Raw genomic sequence first — 21,220 nt, forward strand, 5'->3', positions numbered from 1 at the left:
GGACAAGGGGGACAAGGGGGACAAGGGAGAAGAAATACAAATGACGAACGACCAATGACCAATAACGAATGACAAATGACGAATGACAAATGACAAATGACAAAGCTGTAATTTTGCTATCTGGGGGATTAGACTCATCAACGGTGCTGTACCAGGCACGGGCAGATGGCTATGATTGCTATGCGATTTCTTTTGATTATCAACAGCGACATCGCCGAGAATTAGAGGCAGCTAAGACGATCGCGCGATCGGCAGAAGTGGCAGACCATAAACTCATATCTTTCGATCTGCGGCAGTGGGGCGGTTCTGCTTTAACTGATAGCAGCATCAATTTACCCCAAGCGCGATCGCTCGACGAAATGGCGCAAAATATACCCGTTACCTACGTACCAGCCCGCAATACAATCTTTTTGAGTTTTGCCCTGGCTTATGCTGAAACTTTAAATGCCAGCCGCGTTTACATTGGCGTAAATGCCCTCGATTACTCCGGCTATCCCGATTGCCGTCCCGATTACATCCAAGCTATGCAAGAAGTATTTCGTCTAGGTACGAAACAAGGGCGGGAAGGAAACGCGATCGCAATTGTTGCTCCTCTCATTCAGCTGAAAAAAACCGAAATTATTCAACTGGGCGATCGATTGGGCGTACCTTGGGAAAAAACCTGGTCTTGCTACGCAGGCGACGAACTTGCCTGCGGTGTTTGTGACTCATGCCGTCTGCGTTTAGCTGCATTTGCTGCTCTAGGGCTGGAAGATCCTTTGCCTTATAGGAGGGAGTAGGGAGCAGTTATCAGTGACCAGTGAAGAATGGAGTGTGGGGTATAGGGTGTAGTGCGTGGTGCATGGTGAGTGGTGCTTGTTGTAATTTTGAATTTTGAATTTTGAATTTTGAATTGGTAACTGCTCCCTCAGCTCTCTTTCCCCTGCTCGCTGCTCTCTGCTCCTTGCAAAAGGTGAATCTTAATCTCGTCAAGGCGGGGTCCTTCAACAGAAACGATAGTAAATTCCAGGTTTTGATAATTTAAGGTTGTGCCGACGGCGGGGATTTCTTGTAGTTGATACAAAATAAATCCTCCCAAGGTCTGATAATCTTGTCTCAGAGGTAAATCTAAATTCAGTAACTTGTTGAGGTCTTCTAAGTTCATTTGTGCCTGTACCAAGTATGTTCTGTCGTCCAAACTCTGGATCAACAGCTCATCGGTGCTTTCTATCGCCCCTGCATCGCCAATAATCTCAGCAATTAAATCTTGTAACGTGACTAGTCCTACGGTTCCGCCAAACTCGTTGACAACTATAATCGTGGCTCGTTCCGCACGAATGGAATGTCTCAAGCTTTGCTGCATGACGGGCAGAAGTTCGCCCAATGAGGTGTGTTCCGGTACAAATTGGGCAGGACGCATCCAGGGATAAATTTCTGTTGATAGGGAAATTTTTCCTAGAGCGAGTGGTTCTGCTAGGTCTTTGAGGTGAATAATGCCCCGTACTTCGTCCAACGATTTACCAATAATGGGGTAGCGAGAGTGTCCCGTAGCTGCAACTGCTTGCAACAGAGTTTGCAACGTGGCGTTCATGGATAAAGCAATAATTTGCGGACGCTGTACCATGACTGCCCCAACTTTGACCGTACCGAATTCAAAAATATTATTCAGTAACGCTCGTTCTTCTGCCTCTAAGCCAGTCGATTCTCGCTCGGTAGAAATAATCAGCTGTAACTCTTCGGGAGTAACTGGTGGTCTCCAAGCTTGTCCCGTGTATCGAATACCCACTAAACGTAGTAGAAAGCGCGTGGATTGGTTGAGAATCCAGACAAAGGGCGTAAAAATGCGGGCGATCGCCTTGAGGGGTGAACCCAATAACCGCGCTAGTTGCTCGGAGTAGAGCAGCGCGACTGACTTGGGACACAATTCTCCCAGCACGATTTGCAAGTAGGCAACTAGAAAAAAAGCAACTGAAATGGAGATCGCATGGGTAATAAAAGCCCGCTCTCCCGCAGGTAGGGGTAACTGCTCTAACCAAGCAGCAACCAGTACGCCCATCGTACTCTCGCCAATCCAACCCAAGGCAAGACTGGAAAGAGTGATCCCGAGTTGGGTAGTAGAGAGGACGCGCTCGAGACTGCGTTGTAGCGATTGTACTGTCAGCGCTTGCCAGTCTCCCGCTTCTACCAACTGATAAATCCGCGATCGCCTCACGGAAACAAGGGAAAACTCAGCCGTGACAAAAAAAGCATTAATGGCAATCAACAACAGCACAGATAATAATCTGAGCCAAATATCTGCCCAATTCAGGGGAGGGAAAGCACTCATCTTTGGTGGAGGGAGCAGGGACGAGCTGGGAGCAGGGAGTAGGGAGTTGGAAAGTTTTGAATTTTGAATTTTGAATTTTGAATTTTGACTTCTCTCCTGTCCCCTTGTCCCGTTATTTACCTAACTACAGGAATATTTAACATTTGTAACTGCAATCGCTGTTCGGGATAATCGGTCAGATGTAAAGAAATTTTCTGTACGTTGTCGAGCAGAGCAGTGGAGATACTGAGCGTGCTGGCAACAGTTTTGCCGTTAGCTGGTAATTCTTCAGGAAAGCCTTCCGTGTTGGCGCTGAGTGTCTGTCCTCGTTCGTTGGTTACATCTAAAAAGCTAGATAGAAACCTGATGGTTCTATCTCCTTCGTTTTTAAAGTTCATCTTCAACTGTAATGCCCCGCCAGAAAATCGTGCAGATGCAATTTCTAAGGACACTCCTTCGGTTTTAGAAATCATTGGAAATCCAGGCTGAGGGGACTCGCTCTCAGCCACCAACTTTGATTTTGTAGACGATCGCTTGTCGTTCTGCGGATTTTCAATTAACGGCTTCTCCGGCTTGGCTTTTTTTCCTTTGCCGTCAATTCTAGCTTTTACGGCAGCTAAGACATCGGCTTCTTTGAGCATCACCACGCCTTGCTGCTGTTGAGACTTATTTTTGCGAAATCCAATTTTCCCGGCGGGACGAGAATCGGGTTGATTTACGCCTTCAATCGCTTCATGTCCGATCGCATATCCCCAGATTGCACTTATATAACCCCCGATCAACATCAGAAGCAACAAGATCAACGTCAGGGCGACGGTTGAATTGACTTTTCTTAATGATGCTCGCTTAATCCAGAGCATTGACTCCTTACACCAGTTGTTTGCTAACGAATGAGCTAGTTATATCATTGCGGTTATGTAAATTATGTACTATTTGTCTTGTGGCGATATTAAGTATTGAGACTAAACAATTTGCCTTGACAATCTAAGTTACAATATAAACTCCGCCAGGGTTGGCCGAGCGGTTGAGGCAGCGAACTCATAATTCGCCTTAGGCAGGTTCAACTCCTGCACCCTGGATTTCTAAGAGTCAATACTCAGCAAAAATTACCAAGCAGAAATTACCAGACTGGCTACTGGTAATGAGCGGCGATCGCTACAGAATCTATGATTGCTTGTGGGAATTTAGAGCGCTCCCCTATTCCCGACTCAATACTTCTCGGTTATGATTGCACAGCCTTTGGAAAATCCCCCTTAATCCCCCTTGACAAGAGGGAAATGAAGCTGTCTTTAGCCTCCCTTAAAAAGGGAGGTTGGAGGGATCGAATTCTAACCAAGAAGTATTGATTCCCGACTGGCAAATTACTTTGGATTACTAGACTTCTTAGACTCCAAAACTGAAGTTCTGTATGGATTGGGCAGATCTCGCGTGCGGATGACCGGATCGCTAGAGACTTGCTGCTCTAGTGCAGTGCGGTACAGGTCATCAGTCCGTTTCGCATCTCGATTAATCTCGTTGTCGGGAAATCCGTTTGTTCCCAACAGCCAATCAAATTGTCGTCCGAAAGAACGATTTTGGAAGAAATCACGACCGCTAGTGAACATCGCTTGCTCAAAGCGATCGGCAAGAGTACGGTTGCTTGGTTGGGCGCTCGCGCTAGCCTGAAATCCAGCGACAGCAGCGATCGCGAGTAGAATACCACTGAAGCGGTTGAACTTGATGGGCATAGAATGTCCTCTATACTGTTGCAATTTTGACTTATACTGAACTGTTGCATCAGTCTTAGCCTATTCTTCCCCGTTTTATCAATTAGCGATCGGTTATCAGTTATTAGTAGAGACTGACTAGTGGCTGGTGACTAGTGACTAGAATTGCTCGCTCAGCTCTCTTCTCCCCCCTGCTTCCTATTCCCTGCTCCCTGCTCCCTCAAATTATGACAACCGATTTAACTGCACTACGCCAAGAACTACTCGATCTACTTTGTCAACTTGCCTACAAAGAGGGTGATTTTGTCCTGTCTTCTGGTCAACGCAGTTCTTATTACATTAATGGCAAATTAGTTACGTTACACCCTCAAGGTGCTTTGGCGATCGGTCGTTTGTTATTATCTCTGCTACCACCAGACACGCAAGCAGTGGCAGGATTGACACTGGGAGCCGATCCCATTGTTAGTGCCGTGAGTGTGGTTTCTGCGATTGAAAATCGTCCCATTCCAGCTTTGATTATTCGTAAAGAAACTAAAGGACATGGTACGAGAGCGTATATTGAAGGTCCAGTATTACCAGATGGTGCTTTGGTTGTGGTTCTAGAAGATGTTGTCACGACTGGACAATCGGCAATGAAAGCAGTTGAAAGATTGCGAGAGGCGGGGTATAAAGTTGAGGAAGTTATATCGTTGGTAGATAGAAAGCAAGGTGGTGCTGAGTTATATGCAGCGAAAGGATTGAAGTTTCGGACATTATTTTCCATTGAGGAGCTTCAAGCACGATATCAGCAAATGAATTCTTAAAATTGCTGAAATATTGTAAGTTCAAGCTGAAAATATTAGCCCGAACGTGCCTCTTTCATACAGAATAAATAAACCTAAGCCAATCAATATGAAAGGAACTATCGGTTGACCGTAGCGACTTAAAATATTGGCAATGGTGGGGTGGCAAGTTAATAAATAGGCGATCGCACACCAAACTCCTACCATCAGAAAAAATACAGCAAGAATTATACTTAAACTAGCAAGTTGACTACCAGCAAATAACGGAATATAGATACTAATATTATCGCCACCATTAGCAACTGTTACTGCTGCAACTTTATAAGTATGAGGGTTCAGAAGACTTAAAAGGAAAGAAAATGTGGGATTACGATAACTAGAATTTTCAAAGCTGGTTACTGTTTGTACTTGTACGGTTTCTATTTTGCGATTTACTAATTGCTTAAACCCAATTATTATTGGCAAGAGTCCTAGTAAACCAATCCATTCTCGCGGTACAATTAAACCACCAAAGAAACCTGGTAAGCTAGCCAAAACAATAGTTGTAAAACCTAGATACTGACCGATAACGATATGCCGACGACGAAAATTAGCATTTATTTGAGAGAAAAAGAGTAGCAAGACAATAATATCATCAATATTTGTAGCAATAAAGGCGATTAAACCTTCTGCAAAAGCAATGCCAATTCTACTCATTACCAGTCAAATTCGTTTAATTTAAAACAGGCAGATGTCAGCATATAAAATTGATATAATATGACTATTTTGAGTTCATCTGTATTCTGAAATTTGTATTTTTCCTTGAAATTAAGTCGTTTTAATGGCTCTAAGAAACTCTATATTTAGCTCTAACTTGTCTCCTAACCAAAGGGCATGGTTTGTATGGTCGGCAACATCGTTACCTGTTGTTGGATGGACTAAAATATCTAATCCTTGACGATGCAACATTAACCAGAAAACAATCGCACCAAATTGTTCTGGTAAAAAGGCAACTTGATACATAGGTTTGGGATGGGGACCAATCGGATTGTCATGCCAGCGCCCAAGCCTCACGTCGAATTTTGTATTCAATTCTTCACGTACACGCGCTGCTACTTCGCGACTTTGGCGATCGTAATAGACATGAGCGTGAAAATCTGCTATCTCCTTTGTATCTTCTAGCATCGCTTTTCGCTCCACTCATACTTAATACTAGTTTGACAAATCAAGAACTGGGATCGCTCAAAGATCGCAACAGCAAATCAGAGCATAAACTCAGAGATGAGATTCATCAACCCAATGCTGAGCGCGGTTAACAGCTTTAAGCCAAGTGTGAAAATTTTCTTGTGCTTGAATTGCCCCCGTTCCTGGCTCAAAAATTCGGTCGATTTTCCGACTGCGACACAATTTTTGATAATCAGTCCAATAACCGATCGCCAATCCAGCACCAAAGGCTGCACCTTGAGCCGTTGCTTCTAAAACAACTGGACGCTCGATCGGAATTCCGAGTGCATCGGCTTGGAACTGCATTAAAAAGTCATTTTGACAAGCACCTCCATCAACTTTCAAGACTTCAATCGCTTTGCTAGAATCTCGATTCATCGCCTCGATCGCCTCTTTTACCTGATAAGCGATCGCTTCTAAAACGGCTCTCACCATGTGTTCGCGCTGTACGCCGCCTGTAATTCCCAGAAAAGCACCCCTAGCGCTCATATCCCACCGAGGCGCACCCAATCCACTTAATGCTGGGACGAAGTAAACACCGTTATTATCTGTAACTTGACGCGCCAGGTGTTCGGTTTCGGCAGCTGAATCGATCAGCTTCAAGCCATCTCGCAACCACTGAATGCAAGCACCTGTGGTAAACATAGCTGCTTCTAAAGCGTAACTCGTCGCCGTTTTTCCGTTTGCTAAAACTTGCGTCCAGGCAACAGTTGACAATAACTGGTGATGCGATCGCGTCAGTTCTTCACCTGTATGGGCGATTAAAAAACATCCCGTCCCATACGTACATTTCACCATACCAGGGCGATCGCACCCGTGGGCAAATAGCGCCGCCTGTTGATCGCCAAATACCGCTGCGATCGGAATTGCTTCCCCCAGTAGTTGCGGATCGGTTTCGCCAAACATGCCCAAACTAGGCTGAATTTGCGGCATGATGCGATCGGGAATCTGAAATAAATCGAGGAGTTGCGAGTCCCAATTTCCCTGCGCTAAATTCATCAACATCGTGCGGCTGGCATTACTATGGTCAGTAGCATGAACCTTGCCACCCGTTAATTTCCATAAGATCCAAGTGTCGATCGTCCCAGCCAGAATATTATCTAGATTTATATTTATATTTTTATCCCGTACCCAATCGAGCAACCACGCGAATTTAGTTGCCGAAAAGTAGGCATCGACAATCAATCCAGTCCGTGCTTGAATTGTCTTTGCTTGTCCTTTTGCTTGTAATTGCCGACACATAGACGCGGTACGCCGATCTTGCCAGACAATTGCTTTATGCAAGGGTTTACCTGTTGTCTTATCCCACAACAAACAGGTTTCTCGCTGTACTGACAAACCAATTGCCGCGATCGCATTTGCTGAAATACCTGTATGTTTGAGAATTTGTTGTATACAAGTGTAAGTATCTTGCCAAATCTCTTCAGGATCGTGTTCTAAATAGCCAGGTTGAGGATAATATTGCCTCAGTTCTTTATAGGCTTGACCAGCGATCGCACCTTCAGCATCGAACAAAATTGCTCGATTCCCTGTCGTGCCTAGATCTAATCCCAAAATGTATTGCATCGTTATCAGTTATCGTAGGGGCAGGTTTAGCAACAGATTTACGGTTTGTCACGCTCGATCTTTGCCCAAAACCCGCCCGTACATCAATTGTCAAATGACAAATTCTAATTTATGAATTATTTTGTCACTTTTTGGCATGACATGCAGCGATCTTGACAAAATACGAGTATCAGTTATCAGTGTAGAGACGTTACATGTAACGTCTGTACAAAGTTATCAGTTATCAGTTGTTACACACCACTCAACTACCAACTACCAACTACCAACTACCACTCTGCCATGAACCTCAGAGCAATTATATTTTCATCTGTAGTAACTGCTGCGATCGGAGCAGTCATTGGTTTAGCTGCGGCGAGAATTGGTCAACGTGACTTTAATCAGTTGAGATTTGAGGGGAAACATTATGAAGGAATGCAAAATAGATATGTTTTGGTTGGTGCTAGTGTAGGTTTAGCTGTCGGGTTCGGACAAGAGTGCGTCCGCCAACTCAAGGCAGAAAGAGATCGAGAGACAGAGTAAGCCAAAAGTCAAAAGCCGAAAGTCAAAAATGTCTAAGGCTGATAATGGCAAGCGTTTCGATCGCGTTGAATCATACAAGTTATGGCAAGGTGTGGAAAGATCGAGACGTTACAGCAGATTGTAACTTTTGTCTAAAAAGTTTTTTCCTTCTGCCCTCTGCCTTCGTTATAAATATGAGATAGCTTAGTAAGATCGATCTCGATCTCAAAGCGCGATCGCATCGAGAGTTTCATAATTTTGACTTTTAACTTTTAACTTTTGACTTGCTGAAGTATGCCACCTAAACTAAAATTTAGCTTAATCGGCTTGCTGGCAATTGGTACAGCAGCAACGTTCGCTACATCCTACTCGTACTTGGGGATGGCTGGGATCGCTGTATTCTTGTTAGCTTATTTGTCCAAAGGCATGAGAAAACACGGTTAAAGCTGGCAGGTGATTAACCGATTGAAAAAATAGTTGGTCATTTTCGCGCCGAAAGGAGAATTCCACCAGCGGGAGGGATGGCAACCAATGGGTGCTGTGAGGGTATAGTCTAGATCGTCGCATTTGAGCCATTTACGATTCGATCGCCAGCCCACGCGATCGCCAAAAGACTCGATAATTTGATAATCTTGGTTGATTGTGGTTTCTATAGAGCCGCCAATACTTTGATAAATTTGTGTTTGGATACTAAAGCCAAAGCGACCGTTACTATATTTACGCCACAGATTATCGATGACTTGTAGTTCGTTACAGGGAAAACTTCTAATTTGTTCCGGGGTAATGGATTCTAGTTCTAACTCTCCCGTCACAGCTTGAATGAGGCGAATCGTTTCCCAGTCCGCTGCATGGAAATTTCCAGCAGATAGCAATTCTTGCAGCTTTTTGTAGCGGTAGACATCAGCCACTAGCAGAAAATTGTCTTCCGACCGAGCTAGGCGAGCGCTCAAATTTGATAGCATTTGAGTCATCTGCTGGAGTTGTGCTTCCATTATTGCTAAACGGGCGATCGCTTCCGATTCTTTAATTTCACTAGACATGGAAAACCTCACAATTAGGTTGTCATTTGTCATTTGTCATTTGTCATTGGGATACAACTAGTGACGAATGACAGTTGTGATGAACCATTCAGGGTTGCTAGGGCAGTCAGCTGGGTTTTCTATATCTTTCTATAGATCGGCAAAAATTTAAAGCTAAAAGTGATGGTTTATAAATAAATTTAATTACCAAGCACTGGTAACACTTTCTCGCCAAAAACCTGAATAAATTGTTGCTGTTCGCGGTTGACGTTGTGTAGCAGCAATTCATCAAATCCCAACTCTACATCTTGCTGCAACCATTCTATATGTTGCTGCGGGTCGGCAGAGATGCGGACGTGTTCGTTCATTTCTTCCGGTTTGACAAACTCTCCGGCTGCATCAAATTGCTGGGGCGATCGCAGTTCGGTCATGAGAATATTTTTGAAAATATTATTACGCCACTGTTGATGGGCTTTTTGCCTTGCTATATCTTCATTGCGATCGTATGATAGTTGAACTTTCAATAGCATGGGCTTGCCTGCTCCACCACCCCGACGAAAAGCATCGACAACTTGCTTGAGTTTCTCTGGCGGACGAGAGATTGTAATTAACCCATCTGCCCAACTTCCCAGCCACTCAGCAGTTTGAGCCGTGACAGCAGCACCGATAATTAAGGGTGGGGTTTCGGGACGCGAATAAAGTTTTGCCTCCTCAACGCAGACTAAACCTTTATGAGTCACGGTGTCTCCGCGCCACAAAGCACGCATAATATCGACGCATTCTTTCAAGCGAGTATTGCGATCGCTTTTACACAACCACTTATCGCCTGTAATAGCCTCATTGAGCGCTTGACCGCTACCTACAGTTATCCAAAAACGTTGAGGAAACATTTCCGCCAAAGTAGCCGCCGCCTGAGCGATAATTGCCGGATGGTATCGCTGCCCTGGAGCGCAGACCACGCGATAATTCAATCCGGGAGTCGCTTGCATCGCTGCACCCAACCAAGACCAAGCAAAACCGCTTTGACCCTGCTGTTCGCTCCAGGGGTGAAAGTGATCGGAGGAAAGAGCATGAGTGAAGCCTGCTTGTTGAGCCATTTGCACGTATTGCAACAATTCACTGGGCTTGAATTGTTCGTGGGAAGAGTGATAGCCGATTTTTGTCATTTCGGGAGTAGGAGCTTCGAGTAGATGAATCCGATCGCAATTTAGCGCCAGTGAGATTTCTTGTACTCCCCCCCTGGTTAAAACTTGGAGATATATTTACTGCGAGCGCAAAGCTTGTACGGGGTCGAGTTGGCTAGCGCGAAGTGCTGGGGGAAATCCGGCTCCCACACCGACTACCAAGGCGGAACCCAAAGCCAGTGCAGCGATTCTGCCTTCAAATTCATAGGGTAAATCGAACGCATCGGCAACGTTGAGCGCAACAACATGCACGACTACTAAAGCTACCGTACCGCTTGCTAGACTGAGCAATGCTGCCTCTAAAACGAATTGGAGCGCGATTTCGCGTTGGGTAGCTCCTACGGCTCGACGAATGCCAATTTCAGACGTGCGTTCGGTCACGGAAGCAATTGTAATATTAGCAATGCCCACACCTCCTACCAATAGGGCGATCGCTCCCACTACCATCAGCCCTCGCGTTGCCAGTTCCAGAGTTTGTTGCTGCTGGATTAGGTCGTCTACATTATTCCAAGCCCAAAAACTGAAACCAGGATAGCGTTGTTCTAATGTCAATCCTTCTAAACCCAACTTCACTGGGCGTTTTTGAGCGTTGCCTTGACTATCTCGCACCCAAACAAACGGTTCAGAATCATCATCGTCGTCGCGTTGCACGATTTCAGTCGGTAAGACGATGACATTTTGCCGCTGTTGGAGCAAGATTTCGACATTGACGCGGCTGCCTGGAATCAGCGTACGAGTGGGAGTATCCAACAGGACGATCGATGGGACGGCTGGCCGATCTGAGCTACTCGATTGATTCGATTGCTTGGAACCGCCGCCTGAGCTTTGTTCCTCTTCCTCCTCCCCAATTGCTTGCGGATACAGGCTTTGAATTCGACCTGTAAATGTCTGGCGATCGGGACTGATAACGCTAACGCGAGCCAATTGGTGAGGACGGACTTGAGTTGCGTTCAGGGTGGAAAGCTGAAGTTTTACCAACACTTGCCTCGGATCGCCAATTGTGAGTAAATTTGTGCGGAATTCAACCCCGTCGCCGTTTTTCACGTTGACTCCCAACACAACACCGTCAATCGGTGCAGTCACGATCGAGTCTCGCACTTCTTGCTGAATGCGTTTGCGTTCTAGTTGGAATGCTTCTAGTTCCAAAGCAGCCGTCCGTGCATCTGCTTGGGCATCGCGCAAAGTAGCCCGTGTCTCGCGGAGTTTATCTTGTTGCTCGTAGACTTGTTCTCGTGCGATCGCCCCCTCTCTCGCTCCAGCCACCAAAGGACGCAGTTTTATTTCATCGGCAGCAATTTGTTCTTTCGCTTCCACAATTTCCTGTTGATGGCGCTGTAAAATCCGTCGCTGTTGCTGAATTTTGACTTCCTGATTAGCGAGGGCAGTTTCTCGTTCTGGGTAGCGCAGAGTAATTAGCGTCTGTCCAGCCTTGATGCGATTGCCAGGTTGTAAACTCGATCTACCGCTCCCTCTGTTGGGGAAGTCAGGATTCGCTGGTCGCGCAGTTCTACTACACCGCTTTCACTGATGGTAGATTCTACAGTTCCGCGCTTAACTTCAGACAGGCGGACTGCTACGGGTTCCTCGCGATTCAGGATGAGATTGGATTGCCAAGCGCCCACTCCGACAACTGTTAGTATGGCTTGCTGGCGCAGCCATACTAACAGTTGTGATGAAAGAATTTTTCTAGTTTAGGATTGTTGCCAAACATGGCTCCCTCCTGTTTTGCTAGAACGGACAATGCGAGCTGGATTGCCAGCTGCGATCGCATAGGCAGGGACTTCAAAATCGATGACTGCACCCGCACCCACGATCGCACCGTCGCCAATGCAAGCTCCCCGCAACAAAACTGCTCGCGTCCCAATCCAAGCATCGTTGCCAATTTCAATGCTGGTGGGTGGTACAGCTGCATCACCTTCAGTCATCAGAGCGGGCGCAGCAGCGAAAGTATCTGCTATGACCACTTCGCGGGAAATCAGCGTGAAATTGCCAATCGTGACGCGATTATTAGTAGCAATAATTGCTCCGGCGATCGTGCAGTAATCGCCTATCTCCACCTCGCCACAGGGTCCGAGATCGAAGAAAGAATCAATATAAATACCTGTATCGCTGCCGACACACAGACCGCAAGGGCGCTGACTGCGATAGTGCAGAAATACATAAAGGTCGTGGGTAAATAAGAACAGTAGTAAAGGCGCAACTAACGCTACAGTACTCAGCGTTAATCTCCAGCGCAGTTTCATAAGTTGGTTTGGTTATTTGCATGAATGGCAACTGCATCTGAATGTTTTCCAGGCGGAACTTTTAACATATAGCCAATGCCGCGCACAGTCCGAATTAAACCATGTGGATCGCGGTCTAGCTTGTTTCGCAAATTGCTAATGTAAACTTCGATTACCGTTGTGTCACCGTAATAGTCATAGCCCCACACGCGATCGAGAATTGTTTGCCGCTCTAAAACGCGATCGGGGTGCTGCATTAGCAGGTGTAACAGGTTAAACTCTTTACGAGTCAGTTCGACAGGTACGTCAGCACGCCATACCTCTCTTGTATCTGGATTCAGGGCGATCGCTCCTGCGGTTAGTATATTGCTCGTTGGCGTTAAATGTCGCCGTAATGCAGCACGAATGCGGGCAAGCAATTCGGAAAAATGAAAGGGTTTAGTGAGATAATCGTCAGCTCCCAATTCTAAGCCTTTGATCTTGTCTGCTAAGTCGTCCCGCACCGTTAGCAGAATAATCAATACATCACTCTGCCGACGGATTTGACGACAGACATTAAAGCCATCTAGATCGGGCAAGTTTCCATCTAAGATGACAAGCTGTGGCGACCATGCGCTAGCTACATCAATTGCTGCATAGCCACGTTGAACCGATCGCACTTCAAACCCTTCGTAGCGCAAACCTAGTTCGATCGAGTCAATAATTGATTGTTCGTCGTCTACAACCAAGACTCGAATCGCTTGGTTGCTACCATCTCCCCGTTCCGGCTGGAAATGCTTTGGTTTTAGATTGTTCGATGCACCTGAGTTATTCATCATCTGAGTAGATAGATCTAGATTCCGATTGATGCAACTCGCCTGCGGTCATTTTTCTAATTTACCTGAAACCAACGATAACCGTAGCCAGAGATTTCGATGGAGTTAGAATGACAATCCATCTGTTCGTAGGGGCGATCGCTAAATACATCCAATAGATGCGGGTATTCTGCCGATTTCAAGCTAACACTACATGATTGTGCTGATAGATTATGAACGGCAATAACTGTATTTCCATTTTGCTGAGAACTGTGAGCAAATACGCTTGGTTCATTTGTGGCGACGATTTTCCACTTACCAGAACCGAATTCTGGATATTGTTTGCGGGTGCGGATCGCTCGTTCCATCCAGCTAAGAATTGAATTAGGGTCGCGCTGTTGGGAAGTCACGTTGAGTTTCTGGTAGCCATATTCTCCTCGGTCGATCGCCGGACGCGCTAATTTGTCTGCTGGTGCAGACGAGAACCCACCATTTGCTTTACTTGACCATTGCATTACCGTGCGAACGCTGCCGCGACCTTCTAAAGAGAGATCGTCACCCATGCCAATTTCTTCGCCATAACGCAGCATTGGCGTACCAGGTAGAGTTAATAACAGACTGTAGACTAGTTCTACCTGCTGGCGATCGCCCTCTAGCATGGGTGGTAGCCTGCGCCGAACTCCGCGCCCCCACATCTGCATATTTTCTTCAGGAGCAAAAGCTTGAAAGATTTCCTGAATTTCAGATTCTTGCAGGCGATCGAGCGTTAATTCGTCATGGTGGCGAACGAAGTTGAGCCACTGACAGTTATGGTGAGCGTCGGGTAATATCTTCAGTCCCTCAACCAGAGTCGCCGCATCTTGCCGCGCCAGCGCCAAAAACATATGCTGGTTTAACAGGAAACTGAATAGCATCTGCATTTTGTCGCCATTGCCAAAATAAACCCCAATTTGGTCGGCATCGACATTAGCTTCAGCAAGTAAAATAGCATCAGCTCGCCGCGAGACAAGAAACTCTCGCATTCCAATCAAGAAACCTTCCAAATCTTCCGGCTTTGCGTCTGGAATGCCAATTCCTTGAATTAAAAAAGGTGCAGCATCAATCCGAAAGCCAGAGACTCCTAATTCCAACCAGAAGCCCATAATTTTACAAATTTCTTCCCTCACGGCTGGGTTGGCGATATTTAAATCTGGCTGTTCTTTGTAAAAGTGGTGTAAGTAATACGCTCCTGCTTTATCGTCGTAATCCCAAAGGCTATCTTCCACATCGGGAAAAGCAATTTGCTTGGGGTCAGCTGGCGGCGGATTATCCGACCATACGTAGTAGTTGCGGTATTTAGAGTTGCGATCGCTCCTAGCCTCTTGAAACCAAGGATGCGCGATCGATGTATGGTTGACGACAAGATCGACTATAACTCTAATTCCCCGTTCCCGCGCCTTGTGCATGAATTCGACAAAATCGCCCAACGTCCCCAACCGGGGATCGACACCGTAATAATCCATTACGTCATAACCGTTATCGCGGTTGGGCGAGGGATAAAATGGTAACAACCACAAACAAGTGATTCCCAGCCCTGCAAGATAATCTAGTTTTTGGGTCAGTCCTGGAAAATCGCCTACTCCATCGCCGTCCGAGTCCATAAATGTCTCGACATCGAGAGAATAGACAATCGCGTTTTTGTACCAAAGATTTTGCATGGTAATGGGTAATGGGTAACTTTGTAGAGACGTTACTTTGTAGAGACGTTACATGTAACGTCTCTACACTGGTCGCCGATCGCTGTTAATCGTCCTCATTGCCTTGGAGTCTGGCAATGCGATCGCTGGTGGCTGGGTGGGTACTTAAAAAAGCTGGTACTGAGGATTGGTTGCGTAATTTTTCTAGAAAGGCAATCATTTGATTTCGATCGTAGCCAGCTCGCTGCATATTCTCAAATCCCAGCCGATCTGCTTCAAATTCTGCTTGACGGCTGCGCGGACGGCGCACGCCGAGTTCAACTCCCAAGGCTATGACTTTGTTGCGATCGACTCCTGCTGCATTTGCTAACCCTTGAGCGATCGCAGTTTGTCGCATTTGCTCTACTGTATGACGCGCTGCAATATGTCCGATTTCGTGTGCCAATACGCCAGCGAGTTGCGCTTCGTTGTCTACAGCTTCTAGTAAGCCTGTGGTTACGTAAACAAAACCCCCAGCGGTGGCAAAAGCATTGATGCTTTTATCCTTTACCACTTGAAAGGTATAGGGAATATCGGGACGAGAGCTAGTTTGAGCTAATTTTTGACCGATGCGATTGACTTTATCGTTTAAGGCGCGATCGCGCACGGGTTGAAATTGAGTGCTAAGGAGTTGTTGGTTAATTTGCTTGCCTAACTCTACTTCATCTCGGTCAGAAATCCTGTAGAGTTGGACGACTTGCGCTCCTTGCTGGAATAATTCTGCCCACGGAACCGACAAAGCTACTTCGGGGCTACCTGCACTTATACTTAATGCAGCCATCGAACCAAGTACTGGATAATACCAAGTACGGCAAGTACGGCGAGCGAATTTAGAAATTGCAATCATGCGTGAATTGGGAGAAACAGCCACCGTACCAAACCTCCAAGCAACTTATCACTAACGATCGCCTCTTTGTCACTATTTGTAGATTTTGTGGTTTTCTTGTCTGCGTGTCATCCTACTACTTATAGAGTTTTAAGCGCGTGGTGCGCTCAGGCATGGTGCGCTCAGGCGTGGTGAGAAAGCTACAACCCTCTCACTAACTACCAACTACCAACTACCCATGAACGCTTTATTTATTTCTCTTAGCTTAAATGCTCTGGCTTTAACGTTAGCAATATTATTTGTCGCTAAAAAAGGAGGCGTTTCTTATTTACGAACGAAACTTTCAAGGTTTGCTCGAAACCGCGATCGCCTTCGTCTTCAAGTTGCCAATCCGGTCTATTACTTGCAAAGAGTTAGCCAGTTTCAACTTGCACCAATATCCAATTCAGACATCGTATTTTTGGGAGATAGTATTACTGATGAATGCGAATGGTCTGAGTTGTTAGAAAATCCTCATGTTAAAAATCGCGGCATCTCTGGCGATACTACTATGGGAGTGTTAAATCGTCTTGAGGACATTGTGAGTTCTCAGCCAGCCAAAATTTTCATAATGATTGGAATTAACAATTTTATTCATTACCAGCAATCGGCAGTAGAAATTTTGGTGGATTATCAAAAGATAATCGTTGAGATATGCGATCGCAGTCCTCAGACTGAAATCTTCATTCAAAGTGTTTTGCCAATCAATCGGGCTAAATCTGGTTTGCATGTCAGCGATCGCGAGCTCTTACACTTAAATTCTGCTCTCCAAAAACTAGCAACAGAATATTCACTCACCTATATCGATTTATATTCTTATCTCTCAGACGAACAGCATCAACTAAAGGAATGTTACACGCTAGATGGAGTGCATTTAAACGGTCAGGCTTACTCGATTTGGAAGCATGTTATAGAAAAATATATGTAACAGATAAACTAATTGTAAATATGCTACCTTCACCTAAACTTCAGATCGAGTCCAACTACCTACTTCTGCATCAGTTAAAGGTTTCTCCAATTTGGCATACTCAGCTTGGGCTGCACGTAACAAGTGTTTCATCTGCACGGATTCCCTTGTTCATCCTCCTACTAGCTCATTAAGAGAAAACTAAGATAAGGTTACTTTACGATTTTGAGAAGTTAGCGAAATAGTACAGATATGGATTTCGATCGCGCAAAGACGCAAAGTCGCCAAGGTTGCTTTGCGTCTTTGCGTCTTTGCGTGAGATTTATCCGGTCGCCTCTTCTTGTTTCTGCAATCCCATCCGCCAGCGCAGAATTGAAGCCGCAGCAACCATCAGTAGACTCCAAACCAAAGGCAACCACAGCATTGCCAAGTTACCCGTATACCAGTGGAAATCTAGTCCTTCCCCTAACCAGTAAATGCCAAATCCCATCAACAACATGGCGGCAAAAAATTTCATTAGCTTCACGGGAATTTGAGTTAGGGGATGGCGCAGCAGAAAAGCAAATCCCAGCAATCCCAATCCCGCAGTTCCCGCTCCTGCGATCGCATCTAACCATTTTCCTGCCGCTACGCCTAGCGCCACAATCGCCATCGCAACTTCCAAAGTTTCTAGCAGCGCACTCTTAAAAGTTGTGACGATCGCCAACCAATTCCAACCCGAAGATACTTCTGTCTGTAGTTGTTGCTTTAACTGTTCGTCTTCGTCATCTTTTGGTTTGAGAATGCCACCATAATATCGCACCACCGATCGCGTCCATTTTTGTCCAAAGGCGATTAAAAATCCTCCTGCGACAATTTTGAGCAAATCGAGAGGAATGAGCGTCAGACTTCTGCCTAAAACGAGGGAGGCGATCGCTGTTAGACTAATTCCGCCAATTGTACCCAGCAGCGCATTATGCCAACCTGCCACCCTACCAACAACGATCGCGACTCCCAAAATTTCAACGAACTCAATTAAAGCTCCGGCAAAACTTCCTAGAAATATTTCCCAATTCATATTCTAATGAGTAGTGGTAATTGCTACTTGGTAATTGCTCCTTTGCTTCCTTGTCCTCTCTGTCTCCTATTTTTTGACTTTTAACTTTTTGCCCACAATCATAGAGCTTCTCTCATTTTTGAGTTCATGTAGGAGAAGACTTTTTTGCTACACATCGTTTGATAGTAGTTGGCAAATCCTCGAAGTATAGGATTCAGGTGTCGGATGACATTTTCAGGTTTGGCTGTTTTGTTTTTCCTTTCTCCATTCCTTAATTTACCGCAGTTTTTGTAGAACCTTGTCTTTTTACTGAAACGCCGTTGATGACTTTGAGCTAATACCGCACGAGTATGAACATACACTCTCCATTTCGGTACACTAATGCATTCGCTACAAACAACTCCGCTTCCCCATCCACAGCAGTGTTTGCAAATGCCTTCGATCTGCCCATTCCATTGATTGACCCAGCAGGTCATGCAGTTGATGATAGAGACGGGAGGTTTTCATTAGTGGTTCTGTGCTTGTGTAGTAACTTTCACAGTCAAACCTTTATTGCCCTTCTACCAAGGGCTGAAATTAACTATTATCTATGCTTAACAGACCACTTTGGAAGTGTTTATTGAGAATGGCAATGTGACTGAGATCAACCTTGTGTAAGTATTAAAGGCTGATGTAGGAAGGGTTTCAGTGTATGGACGTAACTGGATTCGAACCAGTGACCTCTACGATGTCAACGTAGCGCTCTAACCAACTGAGCTATACGTCCGTGTGATTTTGACTTTTCTAAGGATAACATATGAGACACCTTTGGGACACATGAGAGAAATAAAACCTATTAACCATAACGGCTCGATACAGCTTAAGTTCAGCTTTGGAGGCAAGCGATACAGCTTTAACCCAATCCCTGGTGGAGACTATAACAATAAACGGGATATTGCAACAGCGGTATAGTATCAGAACGATAGTTAACTCCTACACTTTCCTGAACTTTTTGGGATTGACAGAGCGTGAGATTACTTCTGAATTGACAAGTTTTTAGTATCAGTTGAGAATAAGCCGAAAGTAAAAATGTAGGAAGTCATACTTGCTCGCCTATAGTAGTTCTAAATGATTTGTAAAGTAGGCTTCTAGCCTGCGGCAGGCTAGAAACCTGCTCCACGTTCATGAATCAAATAGGATTGCTATATATCTCTATTAGTAGTGATAGGAGTGCAAGTTTAGCTATCATGGTTTGAGTTCTTTCTGGACTAGCCGCATACGCAGATGAAGATAATTACCAAGACTTTTTCTCCCACTCATCGACCCGAATCGAGTTACTTTTACAGAAAATCTGAATGAGAATGTCTTAAGAATTTATGTAATTTTTGTCCGGCTCTGTCAAGATTCTCGGAGCAGTAAATTGCTGCTATACTCAACTAGATTTTTTCATCATCGTTTGGCAATGCCTTAATATGTGAATTGTAAAGGGGGAAACTAATGTTAGCTGACACTTGTGATATTCTGCGTTCGATCGCTTGATTTTGACTTTCTGCCAAATACTAATTTTAGGTGTGAGCAAAGTGCTGATGTGCGAGCAAAATCTGCTGCTAATAACTCGACTAAAAAGCTGTAGCTACTACTATATTGGCGTACTCAAAAAGTATTTATCTAGAACTCCGCAATGGTTATTTATGTATGTATTTGGTCGCTTTAGCTCGATCCAAATCATGATGTTAAATTACTATCAGCGTCAACGAACCGCTAAAGTCTACGAGGAAAAGGATTCGGTGTTTAGTCACCTCAATACTGATGAAGTAGTTAAATCTTTAATCGCTGACGGATTGTACTTGGGGATTCATCTACCAGATAGCTGGGTGAGAGAAATCTGTGAGTTTGCAGAGCGTAATAATTGCTACGGAGACGGGAATTTACGCTTGAGTTTTGCTTATCAAGAAAGGCTAGCGGCGCAGAGTTCATACGGTCAATCTTTTCGACTAGGGAAATATTACAATGCCAGCTTGCTATGTCCAGCAATTGAGAAACTGGCTCGCGACCCAAAGCTATTAAATATTGCTGCGAAATATTTAAAAGTAGAATCGGTTCATGCTGGTAGTTGGCTGTGGTGGAGTTTTCCCCCAACAGCAGCAATTTATGAATCTACGGCTGCGATTGGGCAAGTGTTTCATCACGACCTTGAAGATTACCGTTGTCTTAGATTTTACTTCTACTTAAGTGACACTACCTTAGCTAATGGACCGCATGTATGTATTCGTGGCAGTCATCGTCAGAAAAAACTTGCCTATCTTCTCAGCTTGTGGCGGTTGCGTTCCGAGCAAGATGTGATTGATTACTACGGTACTTCTAGGATTGTGACAATTTGTGGTCCGGCGGGGTTTGGCTTTGTGGAAGATCCATTTTGCGTTCACAAAGGATTGCCACCAACGAAGGGAGATCGGCTGATTTTAGCGATACATTTCTCTATCAACGACTACGGAGTGTTAGGCGATCGGGATGACTCTTTGTTGTTGAACTCTAGCCAGCTGACTTCAAAATAGTCTCTACTTTTATGCAACCATACTTAACTTCACGTCCAGAACGAAGATATAAAAGATACATGAGATCGGGAATATTTGAATACAGAATATATTGCTGGCAATTCTTCCAACTTGAACTTTCTTGCTGCTCAATTATTTATCCGACTATCTATAGGTAATAACAATCCTAAAATTCCTCCTGTTGATAGTAGTAAATTAATCTTACTTAAGCAGTGCGCTTATGAGTTCTGTCATTGACTATTCCACTTGTATGAAGACAAGAGACTACGAATCGAGGCATTCTGATGGGAAGGCTATTCACTATCTTCCAATCCTCTTGACATAGTAGAAATCGAGTAAGTCAGGAAAGAGATCTCATGGGATACTACGACTTTGACGACCACTTCTGGTCACCAGAAGAAGTTTGTGCGAAGCTACCAAGACAAAAGGCTGCTCAAAAATTACCTAGATTTTGGCAGTTCATAGAAGTCTTAAAAAATAGCTTACTAGAGCGGCGCAATTAAAACTATACGATTGGGTATGAGTTCGATTTATAAACTACGAGCTATTTCCGTACATTAAATATACGGTTAAATGACCACTAGAATAGCGGTTGTGGTGCAAAAAGGGGTGGGTCAAAATAATGTTCTCTAGAAAACTATTTTGACCTACGTTCAAGTGGCAACAATTTCAAGTGCGAAATTATACTGCTGGGCTTGCGTTGAAATTTGACATATTCACTGTCGTACAGAAACCTAAACAATTAAATTAGAAAGGGGATAAGTGTCTGGAGTTGCAAAAGGAGATACTTTAGAAGTAAGTCAAAATTATTGCTCAAATTTTTGGAGTTACTGCCTACTTTGCTGCTACACCAGTAGTTATTCTGTCTGCGATAATTTTTAGCAATCCAATCCTTTCGTTTCACT

23 protein-coding genes and 2 tRNA genes are annotated in these 21,220 nt (G+C 44.8%); 8 read left to right on the forward strand and 17 right to left on the reverse strand.

The window, feature by feature from the left end; genetic code table 11:
- Positions 1-89: 89 nt before the first annotated feature.
- Positions 90-779, forward strand: coding sequence for a 7-cyano-7-deazaguanine synthase QueC (queC, locus tag C7Y66_RS08565; protein ID WP_015152984.1), 690 nt, complete (start codon positions 90-92; stop codon positions 777-779).
- Positions 780-907: 128 nt separating this feature from the next.
- Here queC and C7Y66_RS08570 read toward each other — a convergent pair whose 3' ends face one another.
- A complete protein-coding gene (locus C7Y66_RS08570; RefSeq protein ID WP_106545247.1) occupies positions 908-2,305 on the reverse strand; it encodes a hemolysin family protein in 1,398 nt (465 codons plus the stop codon).
- A 116-nt stretch (positions 2,306-2,421) separates the two neighbouring features.
- Positions 2,422-3,144 (reverse strand): hypothetical protein, encoded by a 723-nt coding sequence (locus C7Y66_RS08575; protein ID WP_015152982.1) that lies wholly within the window; start codon positions 3,142-3,144, stop codon positions 2,422-2,424.
- Positions 3,145-3,290: 146 nt separating this feature from the next.
- Here C7Y66_RS08575 and C7Y66_RS08580 point away from each other — a divergent pair.
- Positions 3,291-3,363, forward strand: a tRNA-Ile gene (locus C7Y66_RS08580).
- A 282-nt stretch (positions 3,364-3,645) separates the two neighbouring features.
- Here the strand turns inward: C7Y66_RS08580 and C7Y66_RS08585 are convergent.
- Positions 3,646-4,011 carry a hypothetical protein gene (locus C7Y66_RS08585; protein WP_106545248.1) on the reverse strand — a complete coding sequence of 122 codons (366 nt, stop codon included), beginning with the start codon at positions 4,009-4,011 and terminating at the stop codon, positions 3,646-3,648.
- A gap of 206 nt (positions 4,012-4,217) precedes the next feature.
- On the opposite strand from C7Y66_RS08585, the gene pyrE reads away from it, so the two are divergent.
- Complete coding sequence (gene pyrE / locus C7Y66_RS08590; protein ID WP_015152980.1) at positions 4,218-4,793, forward strand: orotate phosphoribosyltransferase; 576 nt, start codon at positions 4,218-4,220, stop codon at positions 4,791-4,793.
- 21 nt (positions 4,794-4,814) lie between these two features.
- On the opposite strand, the gene C7Y66_RS08595 is transcribed toward pyrE, so the two are convergent.
- The 3 genes from C7Y66_RS08595 to glpK all read right to left on the reverse strand — a co-directional run bounded on the left by C7Y66_RS08595 (position 4,815) and on the right by glpK (position 7,541).
- Positions 4,815-5,468 carry a cadmium resistance transporter gene (locus C7Y66_RS08595; RefSeq protein ID WP_106545249.1) on the reverse strand — a complete coding sequence of 218 codons (654 nt, stop codon included), beginning with the start codon at positions 5,466-5,468 and terminating at the stop codon, positions 4,815-4,817.
- A gap of 111 nt (positions 5,469-5,579) precedes the next feature.
- Positions 5,580-5,936, reverse strand: a complete 357-nt coding sequence (locus tag C7Y66_RS08600) for a DOPA 4,5-dioxygenase family protein (protein WP_106545250.1) — start codon at positions 5,934-5,936, stop codon at positions 5,580-5,582.
- A gap of 90 nt (positions 5,937-6,026) precedes the next feature.
- On the reverse strand, positions 6,027-7,541 hold the full coding sequence (gene glpK / locus C7Y66_RS08605; RefSeq protein WP_199197317.1) for a glycerol kinase GlpK: 1,515 nt from the start codon (positions 7,539-7,541) through the stop codon (positions 6,027-6,029).
- 279 nt (positions 7,542-7,820) lie between these two features.
- Here glpK and C7Y66_RS08610 point away from each other — a divergent pair, with 279 nt between their 5' ends.
- Together C7Y66_RS08610 and C7Y66_RS31670 are read left to right on the forward strand one after the other, a co-directional pair.
- Entirely contained in the window at positions 7,821-8,060 is a 240-nt protein-coding gene (locus tag C7Y66_RS08610) for a hypothetical protein (protein ID WP_106545252.1), read from the forward strand.
- A 273-nt stretch (positions 8,061-8,333) separates the two neighbouring features.
- Entirely contained in the window at positions 8,334-8,483 is a 150-nt protein-coding gene (locus C7Y66_RS31670; RefSeq protein WP_181245547.1) for a hypothetical protein, read from the forward strand.
- On the opposite strand, the gene C7Y66_RS08615 is transcribed toward C7Y66_RS31670, so the two are convergent.
- From C7Y66_RS08615 to C7Y66_RS08645, 8 genes are all read right to left on the reverse strand, one after another.
- Positions 8,480-9,112, reverse strand: a complete 633-nt coding sequence (locus C7Y66_RS08615) for a GUN4 domain-containing protein (protein WP_233222587.1) — start codon at positions 9,110-9,112, stop codon at positions 8,480-8,482. The genes C7Y66_RS31670 and C7Y66_RS08615 overlap by 4 nt on opposite strands.
- Positions 9,113-9,258: 146 nt before the next feature.
- Positions 9,259-10,224 (reverse strand): TIGR03885 family FMN-dependent LLM class oxidoreductase, encoded by a 966-nt coding sequence (locus C7Y66_RS08620; protein ID WP_106545254.1) that lies wholly within the window; start codon positions 10,222-10,224, stop codon positions 9,259-9,261.
- 96 nt (positions 10,225-10,320) lie between these two features.
- Positions 10,321-11,676: an FtsX-like permease family protein gene (locus C7Y66_RS08625; protein WP_199197323.1), complete on the reverse strand. Its 1,356-nt coding sequence runs from the start codon at positions 11,674-11,676 to the stop codon at positions 10,321-10,323.
- Complete coding sequence (locus C7Y66_RS31675) at positions 11,655-11,864, reverse strand: hypothetical protein (RefSeq protein WP_199197318.1); 210 nt, start codon at positions 11,862-11,864, stop codon at positions 11,655-11,657. The genes C7Y66_RS08625 and C7Y66_RS31675 overlap by 22 nt, the downstream gene beginning before the upstream one ends.
- A gap of 69 nt (positions 11,865-11,933) precedes the next feature.
- A complete protein-coding gene (locus C7Y66_RS08630) occupies positions 11,934-12,485 on the reverse strand; it encodes an acyltransferase (RefSeq protein ID WP_233222588.1) in 552 nt (183 codons plus the stop codon).
- Positions 12,482-13,282, reverse strand: coding sequence for a response regulator transcription factor (locus C7Y66_RS08635; RefSeq protein WP_233222589.1), 801 nt, complete (start codon positions 13,280-13,282; stop codon positions 12,482-12,484). The genes C7Y66_RS08630 and C7Y66_RS08635 overlap by 4 nt, the downstream gene beginning before the upstream one ends.
- Before the next feature lie 53 nt (positions 13,283-13,335).
- Positions 13,336-14,955, reverse strand: coding sequence for an alpha-amylase family protein (locus C7Y66_RS08640; RefSeq protein ID WP_106545256.1), 1,620 nt, complete (start codon positions 14,953-14,955; stop codon positions 13,336-13,338).
- 85 nt (positions 14,956-15,040) lie between these two features.
- Positions 15,041-15,844: a M48 family metallopeptidase gene (locus C7Y66_RS08645; RefSeq protein ID WP_106545257.1), complete on the reverse strand. Its 804-nt coding sequence runs from the start codon at positions 15,842-15,844 to the stop codon at positions 15,041-15,043.
- A gap of 193 nt (positions 15,845-16,037) precedes the next feature.
- On the opposite strand from C7Y66_RS08645, the gene C7Y66_RS08650 reads away from it, so the two are divergent.
- Positions 16,038-16,766 carry a GDSL-type esterase/lipase family protein gene (locus tag C7Y66_RS08650; protein WP_106545258.1) on the forward strand — a complete coding sequence of 243 codons (729 nt, stop codon included), beginning with the start codon at positions 16,038-16,040 and terminating at the stop codon, positions 16,764-16,766.
- 301 nt (positions 16,767-17,067) lie between these two features.
- Here C7Y66_RS08650 and C7Y66_RS08655 read toward each other — a convergent pair whose 3' ends face one another.
- The 3 genes from C7Y66_RS08655 to C7Y66_RS08665 form a co-directional block, all read right to left on the reverse strand.
- A complete protein-coding gene (locus C7Y66_RS08655; protein WP_106545259.1) occupies positions 17,068-17,802 on the reverse strand; it encodes a COG4280 domain-containing protein in 735 nt (244 codons plus the stop codon).
- A 98-nt stretch (positions 17,803-17,900) separates the two neighbouring features.
- Entirely contained in the window at positions 17,901-18,257 is a 357-nt protein-coding gene (locus C7Y66_RS33330) for a group II intron maturase-specific domain-containing protein (protein ID WP_106545260.1), read from the reverse strand.
- 216 nt (positions 18,258-18,473) lie between these two features.
- Positions 18,474-18,547: transfer RNA gene (locus C7Y66_RS08665), tRNA-Val, on the reverse strand.
- Positions 18,548-19,451: 904 nt separating this feature from the next.
- Here C7Y66_RS08665 and C7Y66_RS08675 point away from each other — a divergent pair.
- Together C7Y66_RS08675 and C7Y66_RS30970 are read left to right on the forward strand one after the other, a co-directional pair.
- Positions 19,452-20,315 (forward strand): hypothetical protein, encoded by an 864-nt coding sequence (locus C7Y66_RS08675; RefSeq protein ID WP_146149757.1) that lies wholly within the window; start codon positions 19,452-19,454, stop codon positions 20,313-20,315.
- Between the two features lie 356 nt (positions 20,316-20,671).
- Positions 20,672-20,818, forward strand: coding sequence for a hypothetical protein (locus C7Y66_RS30970; RefSeq protein ID WP_015152929.1), 147 nt, complete (start codon positions 20,672-20,674; stop codon positions 20,816-20,818).
- The last annotated feature ends 402 nt before the right edge of the window (positions 20,819-21,220 follow it).

Source organism: Chroococcidiopsis sp. CCALA 051 (assembly GCF_003015105.1).
In the GTDB taxonomy this organism is placed as follows: domain Bacteria; phylum Cyanobacteriota; class Cyanobacteriia; order Cyanobacteriales; family Chroococcidiopsidaceae; genus Chroococcidiopsis; species Chroococcidiopsis thermalis.